The following is a 15,201-nucleotide window of genomic DNA, read 5'->3' as shown; positions in this document are numbered from 1 at the left end:
GACCTTGCCACAAGACACCCCCATGAAAATCCGTTCCCAGTCCGACGTAGAAGCCCTGAACCTAAAGATAAAAACCGAGCTAGGCGTAGACATTGGTAAATACCGCAATGAAGAAGTCGTAGAGCAGATCTCGAGCCTGCTAGTCTTTCCAATTTACGTAATTTCCTGGACCGTCCGACCAGTCCTCCTTGCCTTTGTGCTATACATCGCCGGCTATTTCATCATAGACTTAGTGCACGTGCAATACCTGCTTTACGCAGTTTTAGGCTTAGTTTTTTTCCTGATCACTGGTCTTTTTGCGGGGCTCTTCTACCTGACCGTTCGCTTCAGAAATGACATCAGGTCCATCATGACCTATTCGATGGACATCCTTAAGGGGATCGTCCAAGACGTAGATGCACTAAACACTACCACCGACGCGGCGAACCGCAAGGAAGTACTTCAATTGCTGTTCCTGGGCACCATGCACATCATTACCATACCGGTTACCGGAGACGTGATCGGTAACAGAGTGCCTTTCATCGGCGGACTGGTATCGCGTTTGGTGCAACGTGTATTACGGACGCTCACCAACTTATTCAGGTTCGACCAAACCAACCTTGCAAACGCCGCCACAGATGCCGGAGGCGAAGGTAAGATCCTACCCATGTATCTGGCCGGCGTCACTGGCTTTCAAGGCATCGTTGACAAAATACTGGGAATAGCCATCCGGGTAGTTCAGCTCCCCATCGGATTACTATTTGCTTTCTTTGCGTGCCTGACATTATTCTTCGTTTGGTTGATCAATTGAGAACAATTAGATAACCCGACAACCTGAAAACGCGATGATCACCACTCCCCGCCTCCTCCTGCGCCCCTGGCGCAAAACCGACCTGGCTGCCATGGCCGCCGTGAGCGGTGACGAACGCGTCATGCAGTACTTTCCAGGAACGCAAGATGAAGCACACGTCGAGGCCTTTATTGGTCGCCAGCAGTTGCAGCAGCAGGAACGTGGGTATTGTTTCTTTGCCGCAGAGCTTAGGGCTACGGGCGAAGTTATTGGCTTTATCGGTCTGTCTTACCTCGACAAAGACGTAAACTTTGCTCCGTGTGTAGAGATCGGTTGGCGGTTGCATCCTGACACCTGGGGAAAAGGGCTTGCGCCGGAAGGTGCCAAGGCTTGCCTTGAATTCGGATTCAAGAAGCTTGGCCTCACTGAAATCTATGCTGAAACACCGCTGGTCAATCTTGCGTCCCAACGCGTCATGGAGAAGATCGGTATGGAACGGTTCTGCACCTTTATGCATCCTGAGTTGGGGGAGTATCCGGAGATTGAGGCTTGTGTTGTTTATCGGGTTGAGCGGGGGTAGGTTGGTTGGGGAAGTGTGTACAGTAAATTCAGTTGATCGACGAAGGAGGCATTGACGTCCTAGGTATTGTTGTACGCTTTTGGATTATTTATGTATAAATGCTCACGCCTACAAAATCCAATTTGAAAATTAACAATCTACTTCACAAAATTTCCCAACTCTATTAGTTTTTTATAATTGGATAGTCGGTTTTCTACTATTTGATCGAACTGTAATTACCATGAAAAACAGTAAAAACCCTATAGACAGGTAAACAAAACTATCTTGTATAATGGAGTAAAGTGTAGTAACACCTTTAGCAGACATTTGTGCATACATGATTTTGTCATTTTCATCAAAACTGCTCATTTGTGAAACCATTTCACCGTATGGTGTGATTGCTGCGGAAAGCCCGAAACGCGTTGAACGCAGTACAGAGTGACCCTGCTCAACTGCTCTAAACGCAGCCATTTCCGTATGCAGAGGGTCAATGCCTCTCCAATCACTTGAGGGAACTATAACCATATCTGCTCCTAATTTTCCATACCCTTTTGCCAGATATGGAAAATCATAATCATAACAAATTGCAGCCCCTATACTTGTTCCTGCTATATCCACCACTTTTAAAGGCAATTTTCCCTGTACGGCCGGTTCGCCTGGTACGGGTTGATGCTTGAGGTATGAATGCGTAATGTTTCCTGACGAATCGACAAATTGGTACTTGTTCTCATACCTAAAGGGAGTTTGGGAAAACGGTGTCACATAAGCTGCCACCAAAGTGATATTAAGTTCAATGGCTAGTTCCTTGATGGAGTTAATCCATTCATTCTCATCTTCAGGCATTATGAATATGGCAGCTTCGTTCCATGCTATAATTTTAGCACCACCGTCTGCTGCAGTTCTTGTTCGATTAAATAATGCTGTTTTAGTCTGTTCATTACTTTCCTTGGATGGCAATGGTAAACCACTTACCTCTGAGTCTGTTCCAACAGCAGCAACAGTTACCGTTTCGATTCCGGTAGCTTTGCTCATGTCATAACGGATGGAGCCAAAAACAATTAAAAGGAACAACAAAATTAACGGGAAATGAAATGTTGAAATGGAGATTTTTCTTTTGATTATGATATTTGCAATTGAGACATTAACCCAATAAATCAGAAAGCTTAGTCCAGCCATTCCAAATAAGGATACTGTTTGAATTAGTGATACATTATCATGCATGGTATATGCAGCTACTCCCCAACTGGCCAGAGGTGTAAAGGTGTATTGAATCCACTCCATAATGATCATGATAACAGGAAACAGAAATAGTGCGTATTTTTGATTCTTAAATTTACTCCAGAACAAGTAAGCAGGTAAGTGAAATAAACTAATTGGAATCGAGTAAAGGAAGACCAGCATTAGTGGAATTGGATCGCTAATTATCTTTGCTACCACCAAAGTCCAAGCCAAAACCAAAGCAAGAAAAAAGGTTAATCTTGACTTCCAGCCTTGTGTGAGACTTAGGTATATTAAAAATGGAACGCTTGAAACCCAAGCCATGACTTCAATACTAAAGGTCATGTGAGTTAGAGTCATGGTAATTACTCCAATTGCGAGATACCATAGTGGACTAATTTTATTTACACTAAATCCTTGTGTGAGGGTGCTTGACAAATTTTTCATCTCTCTTTGTTTTTAATTTCACTACAAAGATTGATGATACTGATTCCAAATCCATTAACATTTGTTAAAGGATCGCATTTATTCCATGAGTCCTTTACGAAGTCTGCTTAGGGTAACATTTGTAATTCCCAGATACGAGGCAATGTCAACATGTGAGATTATATTTTCCAAAAAGTGGTATTTTTCTCTAAAAAGAATGAGCCTTTCTTTAGCATTCAAGGAAGCAAGGCCTATCTCTTTTTCAACTTTTGCAAGGAGCTCATTTTGTAAAACCATGTTCCCAAACTCGCGTATATCAATGTGATTTATCATTAATTGCTCAAACTTGTCAGCGTTCAAACTGGCAACTGTTAGCTTTGTAAGCGCTTGAAAGTTGAGATGAGATATTTGATTAGCCGTTCTTGTTTTATTCGGAGAGAGAACACTGCCTTCAAGAAAATAAGATATGGTTATTTCTTCACCTTCCGGGCTTAGCAAAAAGCTTCGGCAAATACCTTCGTAAACGAAGTATTCCTTGTTATTTCTTTTTCCTCTATCGATAAAAACATCTCCTTTTTCATAAACTTCGATTACAATCAAGTCATTCACCAGATCTAACGACCCCTCAGAGACAGGTGATACCTTGTTAATTATGAGCCTTAAGGTTTCTTTAATCTGTTCGAAATTCATGATTATCCTTTATTGCGTGCAACTTCGTTGGAGTGGAAGTCGGAGCGCAGCAAAGACTTTCACTCCAACACAGTCAAAACCGCATTGCGTAATTACCACTTACCTACGCACCAAATCTACGCAAAAGACAATAAAACCGAGCCGTTGGATAGAGAAAGACTTGCGTAATTGTAAATATCACTAAGGTACAATCCTAAAGAAGTTGCGTGATATTGAAAATATTGGGCAATCACGCAACTCATTCCAGGTAATCAAGTGGCAAATCATCGGCTGTCTCTCAGCTTCCGTAGAAGTACAGGTTGCTATAAAATTCAAAGTATTTCACCTCCCCTACTCCACCTGCAACACCCCCCGCATAGACATATAATGCCCCGGCACCGTACATACGAACTCGTACAATCCAGGCTTAGACGGCGTCGTAAAATAGATCACATCAGATTCCTCCGGTTCAATGAGGCCGGTGTGAACCAAAACTTCGTCGATCTCCGGAATATATCCCGATGCCAGCCCCTTCAGGCCGAGCCCATCGGCAGCTTTTCCGACGACGTCGCCTTTTTTGCCGGAAGTCAAAACGAAATTGTGCTGCATATCATCCGGATTACGGAAGGTAAGCCGGACGTTCTGCCCGGCCTTTACTGTAATAAAGGTTTGCTTAAACTTCATCCCGTGTTCGGTCTCCAGCAGGAGCTCCTCGTCGACCTTTCCGTTCCAGGAAGGAGGCATGGTCGTTGGCCGCTTTGCGGCCGTTTTTTCGGCGGCGACTGCACCTCCGGCTTCCACTGCACCTGCGGCCGCGCCCCCCGGAATCGCATTCAGGGTGTAGTAGCCAAAATCGTGCAGTAAGTTCGTTCCATCAGCTGCACGGGGTCCCTTCAACTTCACCTCATAGATGTATCCCGGACGCAACTTATCCAGTACCAACCGTACCGTCTTACCGTCGGGCAATACCGTGGCGGAGGTGATCTTATTGTCTTCGATGTCCACCACCGGACTCCCGTAGTTGTGGTGATAGATATAAGTGAAGTTTTGAATCGTAAAAGCAGAAGCCTTTACCGACACCGGATTGACCGGCAGGGTGAATTCCACGTCGAACCCTTCCTCAGTTGCTTTAATCCGGTTCATCTCAAACGGTACGTCACCCGTCCATTCCAACCCTTCCAGCGCAAACTGTTCACCACCGGTTGCAGACCAGCCCCGGGCAGTTTGCCCGGCATACATTACGTTGTTCTTGTCGAAATTCAGCCGCAGAAGTCCAGAGGAGAAACCTTCGCGAAAAGGAAAGACCGCGCCCTGGTACTCGCCATCTACCTTCTCCATCGCTACGCGCATAATCTTGCTTTGCCCCTGATCGGAGACGAACAACTGTCCGGCAAACGGACCGAAACCTCCCTCTGTACGATCAGCGATAATCGCCGCCGTAGAGATCCCCAGAATACCGTGCGGGAACCAAACGGCCGGTAATTTAACTCCAGGTACTTTGGCCCTGGCAGCGTACATGGTTTTGTAATCATCGTTGATGTCATCAGGCCGTACCGTCACTTTGGAGCCCGGTTGATCGGCCCAGTTCAGGCTGGCTTTGTGCCCGGCGAAGTCTCCTTCCTCCAGGTGAGTGATTCGCCCCGAACCGATCCAGTCCCCCTGGTTTTCGGCGACGAAAACGTCTCCTTCGATGTTCGTACCGAAACCTGCCGGGGAACGAAGGCCAGCGGCATAAGGCACCAACTTATTTTCTTCATTATCGTACCGCATCATCCAACCGCGCCAGGGCACCCGGCTGACGCCACCACCTTCCCAACCTACGTTAAGGGTAGAAAGCATGGAACCATCGGGGCGAAAAAGTGGACCGTAGTGGTATTCGTGGTAATTGCCGGTAAGGGGAAGCTCATACACGGTTACGAAGACATCTGCCCGGTCATCATTATTCGTGTCTTCAAGTTTGGTAACCTCTCCACGCTGGGAAACGTAGATCGCACCGTCCTTTACCGCTAAGCCAAGCGGCTCATGAAGTCCCCGGGCAAAGAGTTGGTAGGTTGGCTCATTCTCCGCCATATCACCGATCAGCCAGACTTCCCCCCGGCGGGTACAAACGGCCAGTCGACCGTCGGGCATAAAGTCCATCCCGCCAACTTCTAGCTTTATCGCCTCGGGGATGTTGACTTTCGTAAGGACATAGTAATCGGATTCCTGCTGAGCAAAGAGGCTGCAACAGACACAAAAGAAGACGAATAAGGGCAAAAATCTCATGATTCTATTTTTTTGTGGGCCGCCATGAAGACAACCTGATAACTCAATAACCTGGTAACTCGACAACCTGACAACTTGATAACCTGACACCTCGACTACCACTCCATCAGATAAGTAAGGTGCCCTTTGGCCGGCAGCTCGGCCAGAAGGCGGTCATTGCCGTTAGCGTGCTGCAGCACCAGCCGATTCCCATCGTAGCTCTGGATGGTAAGTTTCAGGCCAGGGCCACGAAGTTGATACTCCCCTGGGGCCGTCTCTTCGATCTGGCGCGCTGAGGCGACCTTAGTAAAAATAGTCCCGTTACCGCCAACATTATGGGTCAATTCACGAATCAGCCCCGTTTCAGTAGGTGTGAGTTTATCCCCTAACGAATGCTGCCCCATCGTATAGATGAAAGTCGGTCGTCCGGCTTCGTCCAGGCTATGCTGAGAATGACTAAAATCATCCGACGCTGCCAATTCCATTGGCCATGGGTCGTCGTCTCCCTTAATATCTGCCCATTGCGGCGTTCCGTCGAATGGGATGATCGGGCCCAGCGGGCGCATCACCTGCGGCTCCCCGCGGCCAACCCACATCTCGTAGGTATCGGCAAAGCCACCGCGCCAGGCCTGGAGCAGGGCACCGTTTTGCAAGTCAAGTGAATAATGAGGCCCATCTGCTTCTCCAACGCTGATCACGTGAGTACGTTTGGTGGCGATGTCGTAAACTTTGGGCGAAGGAAAGTAAAGGAAACTGCGAAGCAGGTAGGGATAATCGTCGGTCTCCAATACCTGAGGATTAGTAGCGCCGGCGGTGGCGATGGTTTTTTTCTCTTCCATGGTGTTCAGAAATCCAGAGTTGCCGTCAGGTGTTTTATAGGCCAAATCGAATTTATGCCAGCCACCGTTTTGGAAATAATCAACGCGAACCTCGTGCGGACCTTTGCTTAATTCGATGAATCCTTCCGTATGAATAAATGGATGTCTGCCTGATTGATCGATGATCTTTTGTCCGTCGACATACACCTGGGTAGAAGCCGGGCTGGAAGAAGTAAAACTGTATTCTCCGGCTTGAGGAATATCCAATGTGCCGAAAAAGCGAATGGCATACATGGAGCCGGTCTCCCGAATGGCATGTAGATCAAAACGATTAATATAGCCTGTTTTCTTGGGTGTCAGCTGGCCCCAGTTGGTCACCTCGACGGTGCCTGTGGGTAATTCGTATAACTCATATTCCATCAGTGGCATATTGAGTTCGACCTTTCCATCAGCATTTATTACTGACCCTTTTCCGCCCTGATCGGACTGCCGCAGGTCGGTCAACTCTACATTACCACTTTTGACGTTCAGGGTAAGAGGACCAGTGGAAGCTCCTGCTACGGCCTCCAACGGCGTTTGATAATAGACGAGGGTGCCGTTGAGGTAAACTGCCGGAAAAATGGCTGGCTTATCGTCTTTAGCGCTGATGAAGACAATCTCCAGATCCTGCCAGACGCCGGGGCTGGTGGCCGGGGCAATTCTGGGTTCTGCGCCGGCAACGGCCAGGGAGGGTAATTCTATGGTGTACTTACCCTGCACCATCAGGTCTGCTTTTGCACCTGCGTCCGCGCGAAAAGAAAGCTTCAAATTGAGGTCTTCATGAGCGGGGAGAAGCTCTTTGACGCCCTTAATTGGTCCGTCATTTTCGAAAATGACCTCCGATAATCCATCGGACACCACCGCCTGAGAAACAGTAACCTCGTGCAAGGCAAGCGGGTCCGAAGAACAGGCGACAAATAGAAGTAGGAGTGGTAGGTAGCGATGCATGAAATATGGGTCTAATGGTCTGCTAAGTGGCGCGCAAGATAGTTCCCACCGGGATTGCAGCTCGAATTAGGGGTAAACTGGTTCTACCACCAGTGTTTTAATGTGTGCCATAAAGTCTTTTTAGCTTCGCTGCTTCCTTCGGAGGTGGCGGGGCCGCAGGTGCAGAATAAGTTAGCTATTCCGCCTGGTGGGTTGATTCAAAAGTTTCGTAAATAAAGGTAAACCTGCGGGGCGGGGCTTGCCCCCGCCCCTGTGGAAAAGTGCCATTCTCTTCGTTCGCTAAGCGAACCAATAAAGCGTTTTCAGGATGCCGGTGCGGACGGGGGCAAGCCATGTCCGTACGGAATAAATCGCAAAATTTCTTAATCAACCTACTAGTGGAAGGATTCGAGGCAATCTCAAAACTCTTTATCCCCAAATTCGCTCTTTGGCACCTTCACGTCCTTCTTCAACTTCGTAAATTGGTAACCTACGCCAAGGCGAAGAATGTCCGTTTCATAAATGTAATTAGTGGTCGTATAGAAGTCCCTCTTCGAGGTCGTAATTCTCTGCTGGTTATTGTCCCATATTCCAAGGCTTATGTTTTGCCACTGAAAAGTGATGGTCAGTCGTTGCTGCGGAAACTCCCGGCGCAAACTCAAATAAGGGTTAAAAAAACGCCCGTCGCTGCCCTGCACCGTAACGCGCTCGGAGAGGTAGTTGACGCCTATCTGCAGGTCCGCAAAACTAAAAAGGTTAAGGTCCGTAGCCGTGTTGATACTGTACACCCAATTACTTGTGGTGACTTCGTCACCAAATAAACTTCCGTTAAGCTGGTAGTTGAAAATGTTACCGCCCAGATAGATCCGCCAATCGTCAACGGGAAAAACCGTCAGCCCCAGCTCTAATCCCAGCGCATTTGCGTTGCCCACGTTAGTATAGATCCGGTTAAGGATGGTATCGTTGTAGATAGTATTAACGCGGTTAATTACGTCCCGGGTATGGCGGTAGTAAGCGGTTGCGAAGGCGGAATTATCGCCAAAGTTGGAGACAAGGCCAACTTCAAACAGGTCCGTTAGTTCCGGAAGCAATTCGGCATCACCCTGCTCCAGGGTTTCATTGTGCTCCCGCTCGGGGAAAGGAGTCATCTTGAAGGTCGTCGTCCGGTCAATCCGGCGGCTGTAGCCAGCTTTGGCGCTCAGGCCTTCACTTAGTTGGTACTTCAGGTTGGCCGAAGGGTACAGCCCCAGGCGGTCGAGCCGGTAAGTGGTGTCGGGTTGATTCAGCCGGACGGTACGGTCAAAATATTCCAGCCGCAGGCCGGCGGAATACTGCAATTTCTTCGAAGCCCCGCTCACTTGGCTGTAGACTGCGTGTACATCCCGTCGCAGGAGTATGCCGTTGGTAAATTCCGGATTGGTAACGAACCTGTTGTTGGCAAAATCACGGTCGAGGTAAAGAAATTCTCCAGGGTGCTTCAGGTAGCGGAACTGATAGCCATTCTCCCAGGTCGCTTCGCCGATTTTGGCCGAGTAGTCCGCATTGAAACGGTAACCGTCCAGGGGATTGTCATTCGTGTTGAACTGGTACTGTAGCGTGTCTGCCAGCGACGGAAAATCAAGTACCGTATTGTCCGTTGGACCGCCAAGGACGGTGCGCTCGTAGAGTCCGGAGACGGATATTTTCCGGTCTCTGCTTAGCTTTCTTTCGTAATCCAGCGTTGCGATGAAGAAGTCCCCCCGGCGTACGCGGAGGTTTTCGTTGAAAAAGGTGCGTTGGTTCTCAATTACGCCTTCATTGGGTTCGTTGCCGCGCTCCTGATAAGCCATGAAGTAGCTTTCGGGAATAGGTTCGCCACCACCGACGACGCCCCCAAAAGGCAAAAAGGAGCGCGTTTGGTCGCGGTACAGAATGTCCGCCGTCCGGTGCACTGTTCGTTTCCCGGCAAACAAGCCGGCGCGCAGGGCAGTATTGCTACTTGGTGCGTAGTTAACCGACAGGCGGCCGGAGTAGTTCTCCCGGTCGTGGCTACGCTCGCCAAAGCTGGGAAATTCGGTAAGTGTTGCACCTTCCAATCTTAAGTCAGTAATGGTGTTGACGTAGCCGTCCCGTTGGCCGCCGGTATCATCACTGCGATAATCGGCCCCCAGGCCGATGTCTAATTTTCCGGTACGGTAATTTGCACTAAAATCGGCGGCGTAGCGGCGTTGGGGTTCAGCAGCGTCGAAATCACGAATGGCAGGCAAGCCAAGATTTAAATTGGCGGCAGCACTCCAACCTTGCAGACTACCGCTTTTGGTGGTAATGTTGAGGATACCAGCCTTGCCGTCTGGGTCATATTTCGCTCCGGGAGTCGTGATGATCTCCACCTTTTCAATGGCGTTGGCGGGTAATTGGGCGAGCATGGCAGCTGGATCGGTTTGTACCGGCCGACCGTCGATCAGGAGCAGAAAACCTGTGGCTCCCCGCACCGTTATTTCCCCTTGCCCATTAACGCTGACGGCGGGCAGGTTCCCGATGAGTTGGACAGCGGAAGCACCAGCGGCGTTAGTGAACTGGTCTGCGTCGAACTCCTGGCGATCCAGTCTATGGATGTCAGTAAGCTTCTTACCCGTCACTTCGATTTCCCGCAGGATTTGGGCGCCGGAGCGCAGGTGCAAAGTAAGGTTGGAGGCATTGCGGTCCACCAGTATGGCATCGGAATACACCGACTCGTAGCCAATAAAACTGGCCTGCAGCAATACCAACTTCCCCTTAGAAATTTTGCTGATTTCAAAAGCACCGTTTGTACCTGCAACCGTGCCCGTAATTAAATTTGAATCGATTGCATTTAACAAACTCACCGTGGCAAATTCGACCCCAACTCCAGAATCGTGATCGATGACCGTCCCGCTAATGTTAAAGGTAGCCTGGCAGAAACAACTGAACGAAAGAAGCTGCAACAATAGCGCAAAGAGTAAGTGCTCATGATTCATGGGAGAAATTCTGTTGGCGAATGTAGGGCTAAACCTTTCGTGAAATCTAACCGATTATTCACAGGCCATTATTTCCAAAGAGTTCCTCTTAATGCGATACAACCGTCTGGCAGGCAAGGACAAAGTAATCGTCGTAAGTTCAGCCTTGCCCCTACCTCTTCAATCAACCAAATGGACTTGCCAAAGAGCAGCGACCAAGCACATTGATAGTAGTTTTGAGGCCTGATAGAGGCCGTCAAACGATTTCCTTACGCCAAAGAGCCATGTTTTATATGCGCCTTGTCCCCCTCAAAACCTGAAGCGTCAAGCGCGATCATCAGGTAACTATTGCGCATAGCTAATTGAAGCCTGAAATTTCAAGTCCCCCAAATAACGGAGGTAATCACCCAAAGAATCAACCATGCCTCAGCGGGGGCCTAATTAGCCGTTGGTCTATAGCTAACATCAACCCCGGCATGAAACCCTGAACCGATAAGCCTGGCGTCTGAATCCCCTCTCAACTAACTGAAGGTCAGACAAGGTTTTCTCTTCTAAAATTTGTTGCATTAACAAGTTCCGCCGTATCTTGTGGGTGAATTAACGAGACTTTTTTATTACTAACACTATTGAATCAGACGGACATTATAATCTCCACCTATTGTTTTTATTGAATACCGTCGTTCCAAATTAACAACACGAATTCCTACTTCACATAGTTTTGGTAGCATTAATCCTGCTACAAAGACGATTGCCCACTAAGCCTGGCGGTCGCAAACATTTCAACGTAAACCGTTGAGGTAAAGCCTCAATGTCCATTGCGTTCATGTTTGCTCCGTGAGCTTTACAAGGTGGTCCCTTATCACCCCCTTTATGGGAAGTGATATGGCCCCTGAATACCTGCCCTTTACCGGGCAGTTAGGGCATGTTTGATATTCGTGCGAACACACAATACAGAGGCAACAAATCAAATAGTTTAATATACTAATTAATCGAATACAACTTCGGTTAAGGGTACACACTATTGAAAAAAACTCAATTTATTTCCTACTCCTGTCCTGTAGGCAGGCAAGTACACCTAGTCCTTTTTTGCATTTCACACTATATACACATGAACAACAACAACAACAACATCTCTCATTCACGGGTATCCGCTCGACAAACTGCAAGACAGTTCATCACACTGATTTGCTTTTTATTAATTGCTTCTTCGCCTTTAGCGGCTCAGCTTGCATGCCCCAATGACGTGGGCAGCAGTTGCAACAATTGCCCTAATTACAGCACCTCAAGCAACCCCGATCTGATAGCAAACTGTCAGACATCTCTTACTATTGCGATCGTTATCGATGAGTCTAATTCCATTGAAGGATTCGAGGCGGAAGTAAAAGCAGGCGTATTGGCCTTCTTGAATGAGTTAACTTGTACAAATGCGCAGGCAGCCGTTATAGAATTCGGTTCCATTTCAAGGTACGTAGTCGACAGCTATACCCCAGTTAGCGACCTGGTTGGTGGCATGCAAAATTACTTCGACGGTACTGGGACAAATGCAGGACCTTTTAACAACCAAATCTACACTATCCCACCTGATGGAAATAGTAATCGCGGAGGAACAAACTGGCAAGCAGCATTGACAAATGTTGACAACTTACCCGCACCAGACTTGGTTCTTTTCTTCACCGATGGCAATCCAACAACCTATCTTGAAGACCCTGCCGATGGTCCTTCTGACCCAGGCAACTACGATTTTTGCGGATTTGGGGGTTCAACCCAGGAAGCAGAGATCTATAATGCGGTTCAACTCGCAAATAAGATCAAAGGGGAAGGTTCTCACATGTTTATCCTCGGAGTAGGCAATGTTGCGGCTTCTAACATTCATGATATATCTGAGACCCTCGGTAATGGAGGAGCCGCCTACGATCCTAACGGGACTGGCGATGAAACACAAATAGCAACGGCAGATTTTGCTCTTGAGCCTGATTTCGACGCATTACAGGAATGTTTGGCAAACTTCGCGAATAACCTTTGTCCATTGATTGTTGAATGTGCCTCCACCAACCCTTGTCTAGGGGAAAGTGAGGGAACTCTCACTATCGGCATTGCCAGCGATGCCAATGCTCCTTATACGATTGTGATAAATAACGGTACGCCCATTATAACAAACGATAATCCTTACATAGTAACTGGATTACCTGATGGGACATATACTATCAATGTAGAGTCCGTAAGCCCTTGCTTCCGTGATGGTGAGTGTACAGTAACCATCGAAGGAAGCAGTCCGGTTTGTCAAATTGAAAACGTTAATGACGAAGCATGTGACGTACTGGGCAATATGACCTTTTCGATCAATGACGGAAATCCGGATTATAGTTACGAGATCAAAAATGATGGAGACAATTCCACTTTAGCTTCCGGCAATTATTCTGCTGGAGCACCCAATCCATTCATCAATAATATACCCGCTGGCAGTTATACGATAACGGTAACGGATGACAAGGACTGCACCAGCACTTGTGACTTCACAGTGGATCCGCCTACAGGTTGTTGTGAGGTATCGATTTCCTGTCCGATCGATCCGATTAACTACAGTTGTATCAACGAAATTCCTGCTGCGGCCACTACCATTGCAGAATTCGAGGCACTAGGCGGCTTGGTAAATGATGATGGTTGTGGCACTGCAGTGTTGTTGTCAGCCACCCCTGCCGTCGACTATTGCCAAACTGGCACCGCTACCCGTCAATATACCGTATTCATCGACGAAAACTCCAATGGCACCTTTGATACTGGTGAGGATTCGGAGACTTGTACACAAACCTTGAACATCGTCTATACACCGATTACCGTTACCAGTCCTGATCCGGTGTCTTTGGGGTCATGCCTCGTTCAAGCAGACATTAATGACGCTTTTCAGGACTTCCTGGATGAATTCTCCGTCACCGGCGGTTGTAACACCATGGATGCGTTCGTGGCTGCTTATACCGCCCCGGACAGATGTGGTGGCACCACTACCGTACAGTACACCTATTCTGACGACTGTACTACCCCCGTCACTACTGCGGTTGAGTTTAGCGTTGCTGTTGATGCCGAATTACCCATTATTAGCACTACGGACATAGGCGGCGATCTGGGATGTAACCCGACAACGATTCCCACCCCCACCTTTACGGCCAGCGATAACTGCCTGGCCGTGGATGTAGCGGTACAGCCAATGACCACAGGCCCATCTGGCCTACCCTGCGCCCGCACCCAAACCTGGACGGCCAACTACACCGACGCGTGTCTTAATGATGCTCAGCCGGTAAGTATAACCTACACCTGGACGGAGGAGACGGGATCACTCGATGTAACCTGCCCACCTGATGATAATAGTCTGGCCTGTGGGGAAAACCCTCCGGCGCCATATACTACGGCTGCAGCCTTTCAGGCCGCCGGTGGTAGTGTTATGGGAAATTGCAACCCCAATGCAGCAGTTACGATAAGTAGCATGGACGAATTAAACGGTAACCTTTGCGATGGTTACACGATTACGCGAACCTATAGTGTTGAGGGAGACTGCATGTTAGAAGGCAGCTGTGAGCAAGTCTTTACGACCGCTCCGGCAGCTCCCCCTGTATTTACGGAAAATCCTGGCGATGAAACACTGGCCTGCAACGACGACGCTCCCTTACCAACCCCCTGCTACTTCACGAATGGTGGCTTTAATATGGGAACTGTAGCGTACCGGGTAAATGCGGGTGGCTCGGGCGTTGCTGGCTGGGACAACGACACTAATGGATCGCCTTCTCCTTACCGAACTTCGGGTAGCCAATACGGTGTTGCTGGAGGCACTTACAGTACCGGTCATCCTTCTTTACCTCCTGGAACTCCGGTAGATATATTCAAGACCGAGCGCTACGGTGACATGTCTTGGGACTTCCCCGTTACTGCGGGCAATAAGTACGAAGTACGCCTCTACTTTGCGGAAATCTTCAACGGAGCAGCCGCAAATGGTAGCCGCCTACTTGAAGTTGCCATCGAAGGCGCTGTTCCCGCCAGCTATGCGGATGTTGATCAATTTGCAATTGTTGGTTTTAAAACGGGCCTGATGTTGGCTTACACCTATGATGCTGGTGATGCCAATCTGGATATTGATTTCCAAACAATTATTGAGAACCCAGCCATTAAGGCCATTGAAATCCTGGATATAACTGATCAGCAGGAATGTGCGATCGCTGGATTTGTTAACTCGACGGTCACTTTCGACCCCAACGCTGGTTGTTTAGGTAGCTACATCGAGAATTGGACCTACACGGGACCCTGTGGAAGAAAGATTATGAAATCGCGGGACTTTGAGGTTACCCCCCCGGCGCTGACGGTCAGCTGTCCGGATGATGTAAACATAGCCGCGTGCATGACCCAAGGCGTAGTTAATACGGCCTTTACCGATTTCCTGAATGGCTTTAGCACTTCAGATGGTTGTACCGGATCTGGTGCTTTCGCTGCCAGTTATACCGCACCAGATGTATGTGTAGGAGGCACGGTAACGGTCGTCTACAATGCGACCGATGCTTGTAACCAGTCCGCTACTTGTACGAAAACCTTTAC

The 15,201-nt window shown here is 48.4% G+C and carries 8 protein-coding genes; 3 read left to right on the top strand and 5 right to left on the bottom strand.

Annotated features, from left to right (window positions below; translation table 11 throughout):
* The first annotated feature begins 22 nt into the window (after window positions 1-22).
* On the top strand, window positions 23-790 hold the full coding sequence (locus B036_RS0106790; RefSeq protein ID WP_020567943.1) for a hypothetical protein: 768 nt from the start codon (window positions 23-25) through the stop codon (window positions 788-790).
* A 34-nt stretch (window positions 791-824) separates the two neighbouring features.
* Window positions 825-1,349, top strand: coding sequence for a GNAT family N-acetyltransferase (locus B036_RS0106785; RefSeq protein WP_020567942.1), 525 nt, complete (start codon window positions 825-827; stop codon window positions 1,347-1,349).
* A 171-nt stretch (window positions 1,350-1,520) separates the two neighbouring features.
* Here the strand turns inward: B036_RS0106785 and B036_RS0106780 are convergent, their stop codons facing one another.
* From B036_RS0106780 to B036_RS0106760, 5 genes are all read right to left on the bottom strand, one after another.
* A complete protein-coding gene (locus B036_RS0106780) occupies window positions 1,521-2,993 on the bottom strand; it encodes a nitrilase-related carbon-nitrogen hydrolase (RefSeq protein WP_026231756.1) in 1,473 nt (490 codons plus the stop codon).
* A 78-nt stretch (window positions 2,994-3,071) separates the two neighbouring features.
* Window positions 3,072-3,662: a Crp/Fnr family transcriptional regulator gene (locus B036_RS0106775; RefSeq protein ID WP_020567940.1), complete on the bottom strand. Its 591-nt coding sequence runs from the start codon at window positions 3,660-3,662 to the stop codon at window positions 3,072-3,074.
* Window positions 3,663-3,992: 330 nt separating this feature from the next.
* Entirely contained in the window at window positions 3,993-5,906 is a 1,914-nt protein-coding gene (locus tag B036_RS0106770; protein WP_020567939.1) for a plastocyanin/azurin family copper-binding protein, read from the bottom strand.
* A gap of 95 nt (window positions 5,907-6,001) precedes the next feature.
* On the bottom strand, window positions 6,002-7,690 hold the full coding sequence (locus tag B036_RS0106765) for a PA14 domain-containing protein (RefSeq protein ID WP_026231755.1): 1,689 nt from the start codon (window positions 7,688-7,690) through the stop codon (window positions 6,002-6,004).
* A 398-nt stretch (window positions 7,691-8,088) separates the two neighbouring features.
* Window positions 8,089-10,644 (bottom strand): TonB-dependent receptor domain-containing protein, encoded by a 2,556-nt coding sequence (locus B036_RS0106760; RefSeq protein WP_020567936.1) that lies wholly within the window; start codon window positions 10,642-10,644, stop codon window positions 8,089-8,091.
* 1,087 nt (window positions 10,645-11,731) lie between these two features.
* On the opposite strand from B036_RS0106760, the gene B036_RS28360 reads away from it, so the two are divergent.
* Window positions 11,732-15,201: malectin domain-containing carbohydrate-binding protein (locus B036_RS28360; protein ID WP_211217375.1), on the top strand; the 3,470-nt coding region annotated here is incomplete at its 3' end.

The sequence above is a fragment of the Neolewinella persica DSM 23188 genome (assembly GCF_000373105.1).
GTDB lineage: Bacteria > Bacteroidota > Bacteroidia > Chitinophagales > Saprospiraceae > Neolewinella > Neolewinella persica.
The sequence above is the reverse complement of the archived record's forward strand: the minus strand, read 5'-3'. Positions and strand labels throughout refer to the sequence as shown.

What these genes read in the sequence shown, in the direction of transcription:
- B036_RS0106770 (WP_020567939.1), bottom strand. Translation starts at nt 5,906, where the DNA reads ATGAGATTTTTGCCCTTATTCGTCTTCTTTTGTGTCTGTTGCAGCCTC.
- B036_RS0106785 (WP_020567942.1), top strand. Translation starts at nt 825, where the DNA reads ATGATCACCACTCCCCGCCTCCTCCTGCGCCCCTGGCGCAAAACCGAC.
- B036_RS0106765 (WP_026231755.1), bottom strand. Translation starts at nt 7,690, where the DNA reads ATGCATCGCTACCTACCACTCCTACTTCTATTTGTCGCCTGTTCTTCG.
- B036_RS0106790 (WP_020567943.1), top strand. Translation starts at nt 23, where the DNA reads ATGAAAATCCGTTCCCAGTCCGACGTAGAAGCCCTGAACCTAAAGATA.
- B036_RS0106780 (WP_026231756.1), bottom strand. Translation starts at nt 2,993, where the DNA reads ATGAAAAATTTGTCAAGCACCCTCACACAAGGATTTAGTGTAAATAAA.
- B036_RS0106760 (WP_020567936.1), bottom strand. Translation starts at nt 10,644, where the DNA reads ATGAATCATGAGCACTTACTCTTTGCGCTATTGTTGCAGCTTCTTTCG.
- B036_RS0106775 (WP_020567940.1), bottom strand. Translation starts at nt 3,662, where the DNA reads ATGAATTTCGAACAGATTAAAGAAACCTTAAGGCTCATAATTAACAAG.